This is a genomic window from Streptomyces sp. NPDC012935, assembly GCF_042900345.1.
GTDB lineage: Bacteria > Actinomycetota > Actinomycetes > Streptomycetales > Streptomycetaceae > Streptomyces.
Genome location: NZ_JBIBBC010000006.1, coordinates 39091 through 52853, shown reverse-complemented (window position 1 = coordinate 52853; position 13763 = coordinate 39091). Strand labels below are relative to the sequence as shown.

The 13763-nt window shown below is 72.9% G+C and carries 13 protein-coding genes; 8 read left to right on the top strand and 5 right to left on the bottom strand.

The features are described from left to right. The first annotated feature begins 164 nt into the window (after nucleotides 1-164). Both ACFY5C_RS16670 and ACFY5C_RS16665 read left to right on the top strand, forming a co-directional pair. Nucleotides 165-1025 carry a helix-turn-helix domain-containing protein gene (locus ACFY5C_RS16670; protein ID WP_389444924.1) on the top strand — a complete coding sequence of 287 codons (861 nt, stop codon included), beginning with the start codon at nucleotides 165-167 and terminating at the stop codon, nucleotides 1023-1025. Nucleotides 1026-1077: 52 nt separating this feature from the next. Then, entirely contained in the window at nucleotides 1078-1692 is a 615-nt protein-coding gene (locus ACFY5C_RS16665; protein WP_389444922.1) for a Uma2 family endonuclease, read from the top strand. Between the two features lie 3 nt (nucleotides 1693-1695). Here ACFY5C_RS16665 and ACFY5C_RS16660 read toward each other — a convergent pair whose 3' ends face one another. Continuing rightward, entirely contained in the window at nucleotides 1696-2622 is a 927-nt protein-coding gene (locus ACFY5C_RS16660) for a DUF3027 domain-containing protein (RefSeq protein WP_389444920.1), read from the bottom strand. Between the two features lie 325 nt (nucleotides 2623-2947). Here ACFY5C_RS16660 and ACFY5C_RS16655 point away from each other — a divergent pair, with 325 nt between their 5' ends. The 4 genes from ACFY5C_RS16655 to ACFY5C_RS16640 all read left to right on the top strand — a co-directional run bounded on the left by ACFY5C_RS16655 (nucleotide 2948) and on the right by ACFY5C_RS16640 (nucleotide 6523). Continuing rightward, on the top strand, nucleotides 2948-4375 hold the full coding sequence (locus tag ACFY5C_RS16655; RefSeq protein ID WP_389444918.1) for an MFS transporter: 1428 nt from the start codon (nucleotides 2948-2950) through the stop codon (nucleotides 4373-4375). Nucleotides 4376-4456: 81 nt separating this feature from the next. Continuing rightward, entirely contained in the window at nucleotides 4457-4930 is a 474-nt protein-coding gene (locus ACFY5C_RS16650) for a DUF2771 domain-containing protein (protein ID WP_389444917.1), read from the top strand. Nucleotides 4931-4944: 14 nt separating this feature from the next. Then, complete coding sequence (locus ACFY5C_RS16645) at nucleotides 4945-5673, top strand: futalosine hydrolase (protein ID WP_389445447.1); 729 nt, start codon at nucleotides 4945-4947, stop codon at nucleotides 5671-5673. Further along, nucleotides 5663-6523: a 1,4-dihydroxy-6-naphthoate synthase gene (locus ACFY5C_RS16640; protein ID WP_389444916.1), complete on the top strand. Its 861-nt coding sequence runs from the start codon at nucleotides 5663-5665 to the stop codon at nucleotides 6521-6523. Before ACFY5C_RS16645 ends, ACFY5C_RS16640 begins: the two co-directional genes overlap by 11 nt. A gap of 117 nt (nucleotides 6524-6640) precedes the next feature. Here ACFY5C_RS16640 and ACFY5C_RS16635 read toward each other — a convergent pair whose 3' ends face one another. Next, nucleotides 6641-7024 carry a cold-shock protein gene (locus ACFY5C_RS16635; protein ID WP_328426909.1) on the bottom strand — a complete coding sequence of 128 codons (384 nt, stop codon included), beginning with the start codon at nucleotides 7022-7024 and terminating at the stop codon, nucleotides 6641-6643. 165 nt (nucleotides 7025-7189) lie between these two features. On the opposite strand from ACFY5C_RS16635, the gene ACFY5C_RS16630 reads away from it, so the two are divergent. Continuing rightward, nucleotides 7190-7441: a hypothetical protein gene (locus tag ACFY5C_RS16630; protein WP_019760504.1), complete on the top strand. Its 252-nt coding sequence runs from the start codon at nucleotides 7190-7192 to the stop codon at nucleotides 7439-7441. On the opposite strand, the gene ACFY5C_RS16625 is transcribed toward ACFY5C_RS16630, so the two are convergent. The 3 genes from ACFY5C_RS16625 to ACFY5C_RS16615 form a co-directional block, all read right to left on the bottom strand. Then, nucleotides 7417-8061: an HAD family hydrolase gene (locus ACFY5C_RS16625; protein WP_389444915.1), complete on the bottom strand. Its 645-nt coding sequence runs from the start codon at nucleotides 8059-8061 to the stop codon at nucleotides 7417-7419. The genes ACFY5C_RS16630 and ACFY5C_RS16625 overlap by 25 nt on opposite strands. Nucleotides 8062-8138: 77 nt before the next feature. Further along, nucleotides 8139-9167, bottom strand: a complete 1029-nt coding sequence (locus ACFY5C_RS16620; RefSeq protein ID WP_389444913.1) for a hypothetical protein — start codon at nucleotides 9165-9167, stop codon at nucleotides 8139-8141. A gap of 75 nt (nucleotides 9168-9242) precedes the next feature. Beyond that, the gene (locus tag ACFY5C_RS16615) at nucleotides 9243-10898 is read right to left on the bottom strand and encodes a substrate-binding domain-containing protein (protein WP_389444912.1); all 1656 of its coding nucleotides are present in this window, start codon (nucleotides 10896-10898) and stop codon (nucleotides 9243-9245) included. Between the two features lie 210 nt (nucleotides 10899-11108). Here ACFY5C_RS16615 and ACFY5C_RS16610 point away from each other — a divergent pair, with 210 nt between their 5' ends. After that, nucleotides 11109-13646, top strand: a complete 2538-nt coding sequence (locus ACFY5C_RS16610; protein ID WP_389444910.1) for a helicase-associated domain-containing protein — start codon at nucleotides 11109-11111, stop codon at nucleotides 13644-13646. Nucleotides 13647-13763 lie beyond the last annotated feature (117 nt).

Sequence of the window (13763 nt, the reverse complement as noted above, 5' to 3'; positions counted from 1 at the left end):
GCGCAAACTCACCCAACCGGGTGAACATCATCAACTCGGCTGGATTCGGGGCAGGTTGCCTGCCTTACGCTCGCCGCAACACAACCCCAGACATACGACGGCCCTCGCCGGGACGGCAATCCCAGTGCGAGGGCCTGACCACCAAGGAAGTAACGGCCTTCCCGATGGACACCCAAAACCCTAGCGCGCCCATGCGCGCCCAGTCCCGCATCGCGGGCAAAAACCACCCCCACGGTCAGGCTCACGCGGGCGGCCTCCTCCACGACAACGCCCGCCACACCACCCGCTTCACGGTGATCGGCAACCACCTCGCCCAGCACCCGGAGCTGTCGGCTCTCGCGATCGGCCTCGGCGTCCACATCCAGTCGCTCCCCGCAGGCGCCCGCGTCGACATCAAGACCCTCGCCGCGCGCTTCCCCGAGGGCACGACCCGTATCGCCGCCGCCCTGCGCGAGCTGGAGACCCACGGCTACCTGCGCCGCGAACGCCAACGCACTCCCGCCGGCCGCATCGTCACCCGCACGGTCTCCTGCAACCAGCCAGGTCACCGCCGTACGCAGGACCACCAGGCCGCGCCGACCCGCAAGAAGCCAACCCCGGGACCCCGCAAGCCCCTCCCCGCCGTACCGCAGCCCGCCTGCCCGGCCCCCGCCCTCCTCCAGGCAGCCACGGACCTCCTCGCGGACCTCCGCCGCCACGACCCCCGCCTGCTTCTCAGCGAGCACGACACGTCCCACCTGGCCCCCGGCGTCGCCGCCTGGCTGGAGCGCGACGTCAGCCCCACCGCCGTACGCCACACCCTGACCACCGACCTGCCACCCGAGCCCCTGTGCCGACCGGCGGCCCTCCTGGCCCACCGCCTGACCGCCCAGCTGCCGGCGCCACCCCCGTTCCGGGCCTTGGCCCCACCGCCGGACGTACGACATCCGTTGCAGACCTGCGACGGATGTGACCGGGCGTTCCGCGCCCCCGAACCAGGCGGCTGCTGTCGCGACTGCCGATCCGACCTCCTGGAGGCCGCCTAGCATGAAAGCGACGATCCTTGCCCCCGGGCACAGACCACGAGGAGCGAGCGCCATGACCATCGCCCCGGACAACGCGCGACAGGGCGGCGCCTCCCACCGCTTTCGGGTCATGCGCGACTTCGTTCAGTCCATGGACGACACGCTGCCCGGCAAATTCGAAGTCACCAAAGAGGGGATCGTTCACGACATGATGGCGCCCGTCGGTCCGCACGAGCTGACCACAGTGCATCTGCGAAGGCGCCTCGAAAAGACGATGCCGGAAGAGATCGTGGCCCACACGGGCGAACCCGACGTCGAGGATGCGAGCGCAGGCATCATGCGCCGACCCGACATGATGGTCATCGCCATGGCAGACATGGACGTCCCGGGTTCTTTCGACCCTCGGACGCTCATCGCCGCCATCGAGGTCGTGTCGCGCTCCAACCCCGACAACGACTGGGTCGCCAAGATGCGCGACTACCCTCTGATCGGCATCCCCGTCTACGCGGTCTTCGACCCCCGCACCGGCACAGGTGCCGTCCTCACCGACATCCACGCAACCCCCGACGGCCCCCGCTACGCGACCCGCAAGGACTTCCTGTACGGCGAAGACGTCACCATCGCGGACTGGACGATCTCGACCGAGAACCTGCCCCGGTACGAACCCGAGGGCGAGCAGACGTCCTGACCCCTACGAGTGCCCCAGCTCCCCCGAGTCCCCGTCCGCTCCCACCGACACCGACCCCGAGTCCGGCGCCGGGCGCAGCGGGAAGGGGTCCACGCGGGTCTCGTCGATCACCGGCGGAGCCGGGCGCGGGGGCTTGGGCATGACCGCGGCCTCGGAATGGCCGCCGCAGCCGTACGTCAACGACACCACGCGGCCGTCGGCCGGGGAGAACTCGTTGGCGCAGACGCCGAAGGCCTGGCCGAGGGAGCCGCCGATCGGGGCCAGGAAGCCGCAGGTGACGCAGGAGGCCGGGGCCGCCTGGGCCATGGGGGTCTTGGCGCCGTAGGCGTCCTCCCAGCGGTCCGCGGCGACGTGCAGGCCGTAGCGGGACAGGACGCGGGCGCGGCGCATGCCGAGTTCCTCGGCGACGGCCGCGATCGAGCCGCGGGAGGGCGCCGCCGGCAGGTTCGCGGGGGCGGTCGCGGTCACTTCCGCGTCCTCCGCCTCGACCAGTTCGGTCATCTCGTGCGAGACCGGCGAGTTCGGTCCCGGTTCGTCCTCACCCGTGTAGCCGGGCTCCAGGCGCAGGTCCTCGGCGTCCGTGGGGAGCAGGTCGCCCGGGCCCATGTCGCCGGGGCGCAGGCGCTCGCTCCACGGCACCCACTCGGGCGCGAGGAGGGCGTCCGGGCCGGGGAGGAGGACCACCTCGTCGAGCGTGACGACCTTCGCGCGTGAGGCGCGGGCCACCGTCACCGCCCAGCGCCAGCCGCGGTACCCGAGCTCCTTGCACTCGAAGAAGTGCGTGACAACGCGGTCGCCCTCGGAGACCAGACTCGCGTGCTCGCCGACCACGCCGGGCGCGGCGGCCTCCTCGGCGGCACTGCGGGCGAGGTCGACCGCCTCGGCGCACAGACGGTCGGGGGTGCGGCTTCGCGTTGTCGCTGCGCTCACAGGTATCGCTTCTCTCCTACGCCGTCTCTCGGGTGCGGTGCCTTGAGGCGATGGGGCAGACGGAGCGGACCTGTGGGCCGCGTCGACGTCCGCGTCCGAATCACGCTCGGGCGCACCTACGTCATCCATTGTGCGGGATGGCTGAGATACGCACGCTACCTGCTCGCGGGCGCTGGGCCTACACCGACGGCCCCTTTCACCGCTGCGCGGCGGGTGGCGGAACCCTGCCACCGGGCCGTGCGCTGCCCCGTACCAATCCGAGTCACTGCCCTCCATACGCGCCGTAGCCGCACTACCCACCCCCATCTCGGGGCACTATTGCGTCGTGGCAACCGCGAGGCAGCCCGAAGGAGCCACCGGCATCGGTGGCGCCAAGGGCGGCCGTGATCGAGGTGGCGGAACGGGCCGGAAGCGCGGCTCCCTCCGCGCGCTCGGCCGTGCCCTGCACTTCCCGTTCACCGGCCCGGCCCGCGGCATCCGCAAGGCCACGCACGCGCACGGCGCCGGCGAGTCCGGCCTCGGCAAGCTGATCGAACTGCACGCGGTGAACGGCGCCGGGGACATGATGATCACCGTCGCCCTCGCCTCCACCGTCTTCTTCTCCGTCCCCACCGACGAGGCGCGCGGGCGGGTCGCGCTCTACCTCGGCATCACCATGGCGCCGTTCACGGTCCTCGCGCCCGTGATCGGCCCCCTCCTCGACCGCATCCCGCACGGCCGCCGCGCCGCGATGGCCGGCGCGATGTTCGCCCGGGCGATGCTCGCGCTGGTGCTGGCCGGGGCCGTCGCCACCGGCAGCATCGAGCTGTATCCGGCCGCGCTCGGCGTCCTGGTCGCCTCCAAGGCCTACGGCGTCGTCAGAAGCGCCGTGGTGCCCCGGCTCCTGCCACCCCGCTTCTCCCTGGTGAAGGCCAACTCCCGCGTCACCCTGGGCGGCCTGCTGGCCACCGGCATCGCCGCGCCCATCGGCGCGGGACTCCAGGCGCTCGGGCCGCGCTATCCGCTCTACGGCGCCTTCGTGATCTTCGTCGCCGGCACGATCCTGTCCTTCACCCTGCCGCCGAAGGTCGACTCGGCCAAGGGCGAGGACACCGCGCTGCTGGCGGCCGACGAGCAGCACCTGCACGGGCCGCACCGCCAGCCGGTCAAACGCCCGGGGCTGCGCACCGTCGGCATCGCCGTCACCCACGCCCTCGGCGCCAACGCCGCCCTGCGCTGCCTCTCCGGCTTTCTGATCTTCTTCCTGGCGTTCCTGCTGCGCGAGCACCCGATGTCCGGCCAGAGCGCGGCCGTGTCGCTGGGCATAGTGGCCGTCTCGGCGGGGGTCGGAAACGCCTGCGGTACCGCGGTCGGCGCATGGCTGCGCTCGCGGGCTCCAGAGATCATCATCGTGACGGTGGTGGGCTTCGTCCTGCTCGCGGCGCTCACCGCCGCGATCTTCTTCGGCGCGGTCGTGGTGGCGTTCCTCGCGGCGACCGCCGGGTTCGCCCAGGCGCTGGCCAAGCTGTCCCTGGACGCGCTGATCCAGCGGGACGTGCCCGAACTGGTCCGTACGTCGGCGTTCGCGCGCTCCGAGACGCTGCTGCAGGTGTCCTGGGTGCTCGGCGGCGCTATCGGCATCGTGCTGCCTCTGAAGGGCTCCCTGGGCCTGCTGGTCGGCGCGACGATCGTCGCGCTCGGCTGGCTGACCACCATCAAGGGCCTGATCGGCTCGGCCCGGCAGGGCGGCCACAGCCACCCGCGCGTGACCTGACGGGCTGTGTCCGCCGGCCCGGCCACGGCACGCCGCCCCCCACGTAGAGAGACCGTCACACGCTCCCGATAGCCTTCGCCCATGACCACGCTGCAATCCGAAGTGCGACGCCGCCGCGCGCTCGCCGCCGCCGGCGCCGTTTCCGCCGGACTGCTCGTCCTGTCGGCCTGCGACAAGCCGACGCCGCTGGCCACGGTCACCGTAGGCACCTCCTCCGTCCACTCGCAGGCCACCTGCGGCGGTGAGGGCGAGGCCGTGAAGACCGCGGACCTGGCCGGCTGCCTGAAGGACAAGGGCATCGAGTCCATCAAGGTGGACCCGGACGAGACCGTGCGCTTCGGTGTCGACCCGGAGATCGCGGACGAGGGCTGGACGATCCTCATGAACGGCCAGCCGCTCACCGACTCCAGCACGAAGACGTACCGCACCGTCCCGGGCAGCGTGTTCTTCAACGCCCAGTACGGCGCGAGCGGCGACTCCACGCTGGTCTCCATCAAGGAGGGCGAGCGGGACGTGACGGGCCTGTGGTCCTTCAAGCTCAAGAAGGACAGCTGATCCCTGCCGCTGGGCTGCACGTGCTCGTGGCCACCGCCGTCCCCGCGGAGAGGGACGCGGTGGCCCGGGCGTTCGCGGCAGCCGCCGACGAGGGACGGGTGCTGCTCGGGCCCGTCGACCCGGCGCCCGGTCCGGCCGGCCGCGGCCGGCCGGTCATCGACCTCGTCGCAGTCGGAGTAGGCCCGGCCCGAGCCGCGGCCACCGCCGCGTCGGCCCTCACCACGGCCACCCGCGACGGCGCACCCTACGGCCTGGTCGTCTCCACCGGCATCGCCGGCGGCTTCGCGCCCCACGCCCCCGTCGGCTCCCTCGTCGTCGCCGACGAGATCACCGCCGCCGACCTGGGCGCCGAGACCCCCGACGGCTTCCTGCCCGTCACCGAGCTGGGCTTCGGCACCGTCACCCACCGTCCGCCCGAAGCACTCGTACGGGAAGCGGCGGCCGCCACCGGCGCCCGCACCGGTGCCGTCCTCACCGTCTCCACCGTGACCGGCACCGCCGTCCGCGCCGCGCGACTGCGCGAGCGCCACCCCACCGCCCTGGCCGAGGCCATGGAGGGCTTCGGCGTCGCCGAGGCCGCCGCCGCGCACGGCACACCCGTGCTGGAGCTGCGCGCGGTATCCAACCCCGTCGGCCCGCGTGACCGCGCCGCCTGGCGCATCGGGGACGCGCTGGCGGCCCTCACCGAGGCCTTCGGGAAGCTCACGCCCGTCCTGGAGAGTTGGCAACCACATGACCGGTGAACAGCAGCGACAGCCCCTGCGGATCGCGTACTCGCCCTGCCCGAACGACACCTTCGTCTTCGACGCCCTCGCCCACGACCGGGTGCCCGGCGCCCCCGCGCTCGACGTCACCTTCGCGGACATCGACATCACCAACGGTATGGCCGAGCGCGGCGAGTTCGACGTGCTGAAGGTGTCGTACGCCGTGCTGCCGTACGTCCTCGACGAGTACGCCCTGCTGCCCTGCGGCGGCGCGCTGGGCCGGGGCTGCGGCCCGCTGGTCCTGACGCGCGAGCCGGACGTGGACCTCAGCGGCCGTACGGTCGCGGTGCCGAGCGAGAAGTCGACGGCGTATCTGCTGTTCCGCCTGTGGGCCGCCGACACGCTGCCCGCCGGGGTGGGTGAGATCGTGGTCATGCCGTTCCACGAGATCATGCCCGCCGTGCGGGACGGGAAGGTCGACGCGGGGCTCGTCATCCACGAGGCGCGCTTCACGTACCAGAACTACGGGCTGCACAAGCTCGCGGACATGGGCGAGCACTGGGAGTCCACGACGGGGCTGCCCATCCCGCTGGGCGCGATCATCGCCAAGCGTTCCCTGGGCGCGCAGCGGCTGACCCTCCTGGCCGACTCCATCCGCACCTCCGTACGCGCCGCCTGGGACGACCCGGAAGTCTCCCGCGCCTACGTCATGGAGCACGCCCAGGAGATGAACCCGGCCGTCGCCGACCAGCACATCGGCCTGTACGTCAACGAGTTCACCGCCGACCTCGGCGACGACGGCTACGCGGCAGTGCGGGGCCTGCTGACGCGTGCGGCGGCGGAAGGGCTGACGCCCGCACTCGGGCCGGAAGCGCTGTCGTTCCCCTGAGCCTCAACCGCCGCGGCCCTGCGTGGGCTGCTCACACGTGCGGCGGCCGAGGGGCTGGTGTCGCCCCTCGGCCGGGAGGTGTTGGATCCGCCCCAGGAATCCAGCGGTGCGCGGGAGCTAGACGTCGAGCTGGTCGGCGACCGCGCGCAGGAGGCCGGCGATCTTCTTGCCGGCGGTCTTCTCGGGATAGCGGCCCCGCTCCAGCATCGGCGTGATGTTCTCGAGGAGCGTTGTCAGATCCTGGACGATGGAGGCCAGTTCGTCCGGCTTCTTGCGCTGGGCCGCCGCGACCGACGGGGTCGGGTCGAGGATGGTGACCGAGAGGGCCTGGTCACCGCGCTGACCGGCGACCACCCCGAACTCGACTCGCTGTCCCGGCTTGAGTACGTCGACTCCGGCGGGGAGGACCGAGGAATGGACGAAGACGTCACCGCCGTCGTCGCGGGAGAGAAAGCCGAAGCCCTTCTCGCTGTTGAACCACTTGACCTTGCCGGTAGGCACGTCTGTCCTCGTCCTCGTACTCGTCGGAAAACTGCTTCTGAAAACGGCTCTTGATAGCACTACAGCGGGTCGACCGTGACCCGCCGCTACCAAGGCTAATGCTCCCGGAGCCGGTGACAAGACGTCGCCCGGTTGTTCCTTCGCGCAGGGAACTACCCTGGTCCGGTGCGTGACAAAACCCAAACGAATTCCGCGGCTCCCGGCGACCGACTGATCCGTGCCGGTGCGGTCGTGTTCTTCATCGGTGCCGTGGCCACTCTGGTCACGGTGGCCCCGTTCCTGCTCGGTACGACGCCATTTCCGACCTATATGTTCGGACTGAGCATGCTGATGGGCGTCGGATTCCTCGTCGCCGGTGCCGGCGTACTGCAGTCCGTCGCGGCGGGACGGCGTCAGGCGCGGGGCGCTTCGAGGTAGCGGGCGAGCCAGCCGGGGAACTCCGTCAGGTCCGTGAGGACCACGTCCGCGCCGAGCGCGCCCAGCTGTTGCGTGCTGAACGGCCCCGTCGCCACCGTGACCGACAGGGCGTCGGCCGCGCGGGCGGCGCGTACGTCGCCCTCGTGGTCGCCGACGTAGACGCCCGCTTCGTGCTCGCGCAGGGCCACCGCCTTCTGCTCGGCCCAGAGATTGCCGATCACCGCGTCCGGCTCGATGCCGAGGTGCTCCAGGTGCAGCTTTGCGTTCGGCTCGTACTTGGCGGTGACGACGATCGCGCGCCCGCCGGCGGCCCGTACGGCGGCGATCGCCTGACGCGCGCCCGGCAGGGCGGGGGTCGCGGCGATGGCGATCGTCGGGTACATCGCGCGGTACCGGTCGGCGATGGCCGGGACCTGCTCCGCCGGGAACCAGTGGACCAGCTCCTCCTCCAGCGGCGGCCCGAGCCGGGTGATCGCGAGGTCGGCGTCTATGTACGTCCCCGTGCGCTCGGCCAGCGCCGTGTAGCAGGCGTGGATGCCGGGGCGGGAGTCGATGAGGGTCATGTCGAGGTCGAAGCCGACGGTGAGCGGGGGCGGGGTCGAGGAGGCCATATGCGCCATTGTGCCCAGGCCGGGGACGGGGCAGACACCGGGTGGGTGTGACGTGCATCCATCCTTCGTCCGCACCTCGCGGACGCCTACTTCTCCCGCTGTGACCGCCAGACGATGAACAGCGCCGACGCCACCGCCGCCCCCCGCAGCACCCAGGGCCAGGTGTCCGCGAGGGCGGCGTTCATGTGGCCCTCGGCGATGGGGTCGCCCCAGCGGCCGTTGGTGCGGCCCCACAGCCAGGCGACGCCGGCCGTGAGGGCGAGGCCGGGCAGGATCACGACCGCCCACTTGGTCTCGGCGTCGCTCAGCCGCCGGGAGCCCCAGGCGATGAGCCAGCCGAGCAGCAGGACGATGAGGTTGCCGAGGACGGCGCCGGCGACGAGGAGGGCGGCGGAGAGCAGCAGGAGGGGGTTGCTCCAGCGGCTGGTCGGGAGCGACGGGCGGCGCGGGAAGAGGCGGCGGCGACGGGCGGCAGGGGCGGCCGCTTCCGGAGCGTCGGCCTCCGCGGCGGCGGCCTCCTCGGGCTCCTCGACGGGTTCCTTCTTGCGGAGCCGCGCCTCCTCCTGTTCCTTCTGCTCCTTGGACGGCGGGCGCCTGAGCATCTCCGGGATCTCGACGCCGCCGACGAAGCCGGGGACGTCGTCGCCGGGCCCGAAGGCGCTGCTGTCCACCCGCCACCAGTCCGGCTGGAGCGCGCTGCCCCCGAGGTCGGCCGTGCTCGCGAGGTGGGGCGGCGGAGGCGCGTCGTCGCGTGCCGTCGGGGCCTCGGCGGGCCGCGGGCGCGGCACGAGCCGGCGCAGGCCCTTGGGGCGCTCCTCCTCGGCGTGCCCGTCCCGGCCCTCCGGCTGGACGGGCACGGAGGTGACCGGTGCCTGCGGTGCGGGGCCGGTACCCCCTGCGGCCGCGACGATCTCGTCCGGGGTGCCGAGCCGGGCGATGATGCGGCGGACGGCGGCGGGGCTGTCGACCGCGGCCCTGGCACGACGGCGGTCGATCTCGCCGCGCAAGTCGTTCACCAGGCGCATGCGGGTGGCCGACGGCAGCTGACGCTGCTGAGCCACGTCGCCGACGCGGCTCAGATACTCGTAGACGACCTGGTCGCTCTCGATCCCCACGAAGTCCCCTCCGGGGTGGGTGTGCTGAAGCCCCGTGGGGACGACGTTAGCGCAGCACAGGGTGCGCGGTGCGGGTCAGACCGGCCGGCACTCCCCCGCGTCCTGCGCCTCGGAGCACAGACCGTGGCCGTGCTCGTGCAGGATGTCGCGACCGCTCTGCTGGGTGAGGAAGTTCAGGAAGGCCGCCACGACGGAGCCGGCCGGCGCCTCGCCGTAGGTGTAGGCGAACTCGGTCTGCCAGTACGGGTAGTTGGTGTCCTCGACGCCTTCCGCCGTGGGTTCCCTGCCGTCGATCTTCAGCTTGACGAGCCGGCCGGCGGCCTTGTGGCCGGCGACTCCCGCCGCCTCGCTGTAGCCGATGGCGCCGGGCGTCGAGGCGCTGGTGTTCAGCATGGTGTCCGTGCTGGTGACCTCGCAGCGGCCGTACCGGCCGGACTTCAGGGCCGCGCAGTCGGTCACGGTGAACTGGGGTGGTTCCCTGCCGTCCAGGACCTTGGTGACGAGGGTGCTGCGGGTGCCGGAGCCGGGGTCGCGGTTGACCAGGTGGACGGGGACGTCGTTGCCGCCGACCTGGGACCAGTTCGTCACCCGGCCGGCGAAGATGTCGCGGATCTGGGCCAGTCTCAGGTTCTCCACGCCCGCGTCCTTGTTGACGACGAGGGTGAACACGGAGAAGGCGACGGGCTTGGGGACCAGCCGGGGGTGGCCGTCGGAGGCGAGGCCGTCGGTGAACGCGATGTGGTCGGCGAGGCCGTCACCGACCTGGATCTCGGCGTTCTTGCCGGCCTGGTCCAGGTCGGTCACACCGTCGGTGCTGCCCTTGAAGGTGTCGTCGGCGAGCGGAATCGACACGCCCGCCCCCTCGCACCGCTTGAGGTAGTCCTCGGCGGCGGCCCGCACGGCGGGCGCGAAGGCGGTGGAGCCGTGCAGGTTCAGGGTGCCGCCGACGCAGTCCAGCGGGGGGCGCCGGTCCTCGCGGACGAAGAGGGTGAAGCACGCCTGGGCGAGGACGGCCGCGATCAGGATCCAGATGACCCACCAGGCGGGCCGGGAGGCGAAGACGTGGCTCTCGGTCCTGGTCGCCTGCAACCGGAAGAACCGCAGCACCGGGTCGTACCAGCGGTCGGTCCCGTCGGCGCCCTGGACGACCGGTTCCGGAAAGGGGCCGGTGCCGTTGTCGGCGGCCCAGCGTTCCAGCACGACGAGCACCTTGTACTCGTCGCCCCGGGGCAGCATCACCTTCGGCAGCCGGATGGTGCCCGTGCGCTGCCCCTCGTTGTTGTCGCGGCGGAAGCCGGGTTTGGCGACGGTGCGGGTGCGGTCGGTGCCGTCATCCGCCCGGTACTCCTCGTCCCGGAAGAAGAAGTCGCGCAGCTCTTCGCGGCTCGGGTCGGTGAGGACGACGGCCGCGACCCGGCGGTCCCGGAAGGTGACCTTGATGCCGTAGGGGTCGTCGGGGTCGGCCAGATAGTCGTCGGAGACGATCTTGGTCGAGCCTGCGTTCTCGATGCGCAGCAGGACGAACGAGGGGTCCTTCAGCTGGTGGCCGTCGTGCTCCATGTCCCCGAGCACGTCGGCGTACGGCTTGTCGGCGGCGTCCGCGGCGAGCGTGTCCATCTGCACCCGGTAGCCGAGCCGCTTGCGGCCGACGATGGCGAACTCCCACAGGAATGCCGCGACGGGGAACGTGAGACTCAGGATCGCGATCCACTGCTCGACCTGCTCGCTCACCGCTGGAACCCCCAATTCCATTGAGCCGTGAAGTAGTTGACCGGGAGCCCAGGGTGACGAGTGGGGATGACGTGTTGCCAGGGGTGCCGGATTCCTCCGGATGATGTTCATCCGGCGGCCATTTGCGAAACGCTCCGTTAGCCGCCGGGGTGGCGATCCGGGCGGCCGGCGCACCCCCCGCTCCGGCCCCCACCCGCTAGATTTGGTCGGATGAGCGACCCGGCTGCACCGCCCCGTTCCCTCGCGGAAGCCCTCCGCGTGCGGGACGACGCCTCCCTGGCCGTGCTGCTGCGCAGCCGGCCCGATCTCATCACCCCCGTCCCCACCGACCTCACGCAGCTGGCGACCCGGGCCGGCACCCGGGCCTCCGTGGTGCGCGCACTGGAGCGGCTGGACCGGTGCGCGCTGCAGACGGCGGAGGCGCTGGCGGTGGCGGCGGATCCGGCGACGTACGCCGAACTGCTCGCGCTGATGGCCGGTGACGAGGGCGATCCGGCGGTCGCCGGGGCGCTGCCGCACGCCCTCGCGACCCTGCGCGACCAGGCCCTGGTGTGGGGCGCCGACGACCGGCTGCGGCTCGTTCGCACCGCACGTGAGCTGCTCGCGCCCTCGCCGCAGCACCCGTCCCCCACCGGCCTGGGCCCGACCGTGCAGGAAGCCACCGCGGGCATGTCGCCGGGGCGCATCCAGGAGATCGTCACGACGGCCGGGCTGCCCTCGACCCACGACGCCGTGTCCGCGGTGTCGTCGCTCACGGCGCTGTTCGGCGACCGGCGGCGCATGGCGGCCCTGCTCGCGGGCGCACCCGCGGAGTCCCGGGAGGTCCTGTCCCGGCTCGTGTGGGGTCCGCCGTACGGCCAGGTCACCGCCGACCCCGCGGCGCACCTGCGCTGGCTCCTGGACCGCGGCCTCCTCCTCCCGACGGCACCCGGCACGGTCGTGCTGCCCCGCGAGGTGGCCCTGCATCTGCGCGCCGGCCGGGCGCACCGCACCACCGAGCCGTTGCCGCCGCCCGTCGAGGCGAGCTCGACGCACCGTCCACAGGTTGTGGACGCGACCGCGGCCGGGCAGGCGTACACGGCGCTGGCGACCGTCGAGGAGCTGCTGAAGGACTGGGACGAGGGCGGTCCGACGGTGCTGCGGGCGGGCGGCCTGAGCGTGCGTGACCTCAAGCGCACCGCGGTCGCCCTCGATGTGTCCGAACCCCTGGCCGCCTTCTGGGTCGAGCTCGCCTACGCCGCCGGACTGCTGGCCTCCGACGGCGAGGCCGACGAGCGGTACGCGGCGACCCCGGCCTACGACGAGTGGCTGGAGCAGCCCGCCGCGCAGCGCTGGGCACTGCTTGCGGAGACATGGCTGACGGCGACGCGTACGTCGGGTGTGGTCGGCGGGCGGGACGCCAAGGACCGCACGCTGTCGGCGCTTGGCCCGGGCCTGGACCGCTCCGCCGCGCCCGAGGTCCGCCACCGGGTGCTGACCCTGCTCGCCGGGCTGCCCGAGGGCGCGTCGCCGTCCGCCGAGTCGGTACTGGCCCGGCTGCGCTGGGAGCGGCCGCTGCGGGGGCCCCAGCGGGACGACGACCTGCGCGGCCGCCTGGCCCAGTGGACGCTGAGGGAAGCGGAGATGCTGGGGGTCACGGGGCGCGGCGCGCTGTCGGCGCACGGGCGGGCGCTGCTGGGGATGCCGGTGCCGGAGCCCGCGCCCGAGGAACCGGCAGGCCCCGGCGACAAGCTCCCCGTGCATCACCGCCCGGCCCCGCCCCCCGAGCCCCTCTCCCCCGCCGAGCAGGCCACCGCCTCCGCCACCGCCGCCCGGCTCCTCACCCCGCTCCTCCCCGAGCCGCTCGACCACGTCCTGCTCCAGGCCGACCTGACGGCCGTGGCGCCCGGGCCGCTGCAGCGGCCGCTCGCGGCCATGCTGGACGTGCTCGCGGACGTGGAGTCCAAGGGCGGCGCGACGGTGTACCGGTTCACCCCGGGGTCGGTGCGGCGCGCCCTGGACGCCGGGCGCAGCGCCTCCGACCTGCACGCCTTCCTCGCCGAGCACGCGCGTACGCCGGTACCGCAGCCGCTCGCGTACCTGATCGACGACGTGGCCCGCAGGCACGGACATCTGCGCGTCGGCGCCGCGTCGGCCTACGTCCGCTGCGACGACGACGCCGTGCTGAACGAGATCCTCGCCGACAAGCGGGCCGCGGGCCTGCGCCTGCGGCGCCTCGCGCCGACCGTGCTGGCCGCCCAGGTCGACCCGGCCGCGCTGCTGGAGGGCCTGCGCGCGATGGGCTTCGCACCGGCCGCCGAGTCGGCCGAGGGTGACGTCCTGATCACCCGCGCCGACGCCCACCGCACCCCGCCGCGCACGGCGCCCGAGCCGGTCCCGGACGGCCCGCCGACGCCGGACTCCACCCTGCTGGCGGCCGCGATCCGCGCCATCCGGGCGGGCGACCTCGCCTCCACGGCACCGCGCAAGCCCGCCGCCACCGGCGACTCCGCCGCGGTGACCGGCGGTGAGCTGCCCCGCACCACCTCCGCCGAGACCCTCGCCACCATGCAGGCCGCCGTCCTGACCGGCGAGGCGCTGTGGATCGGGTACGTCAACGCCGAGGGCGCCGCGAGTCAGCGGGTGATCGCGCCGGTGCGTGTCGAGGGCGGGTTCGTGACGGCGTACGACCACACCGCGGACGAGGTGCGGACGTATCCGCTGCACCGGATCACCGGCGTCGCCGAACTGGCCGACGACGCGGGCTGATCCACTCGTTCGGGCGTAGGCGCGGGTTCATGCACGCCACGCCGGGTTCTTCCCACTCTCGAATGACCTTGAAGGGCCTTCCGCATCGCGCCTCAGGACGCCGGGCAGCCACCCGGT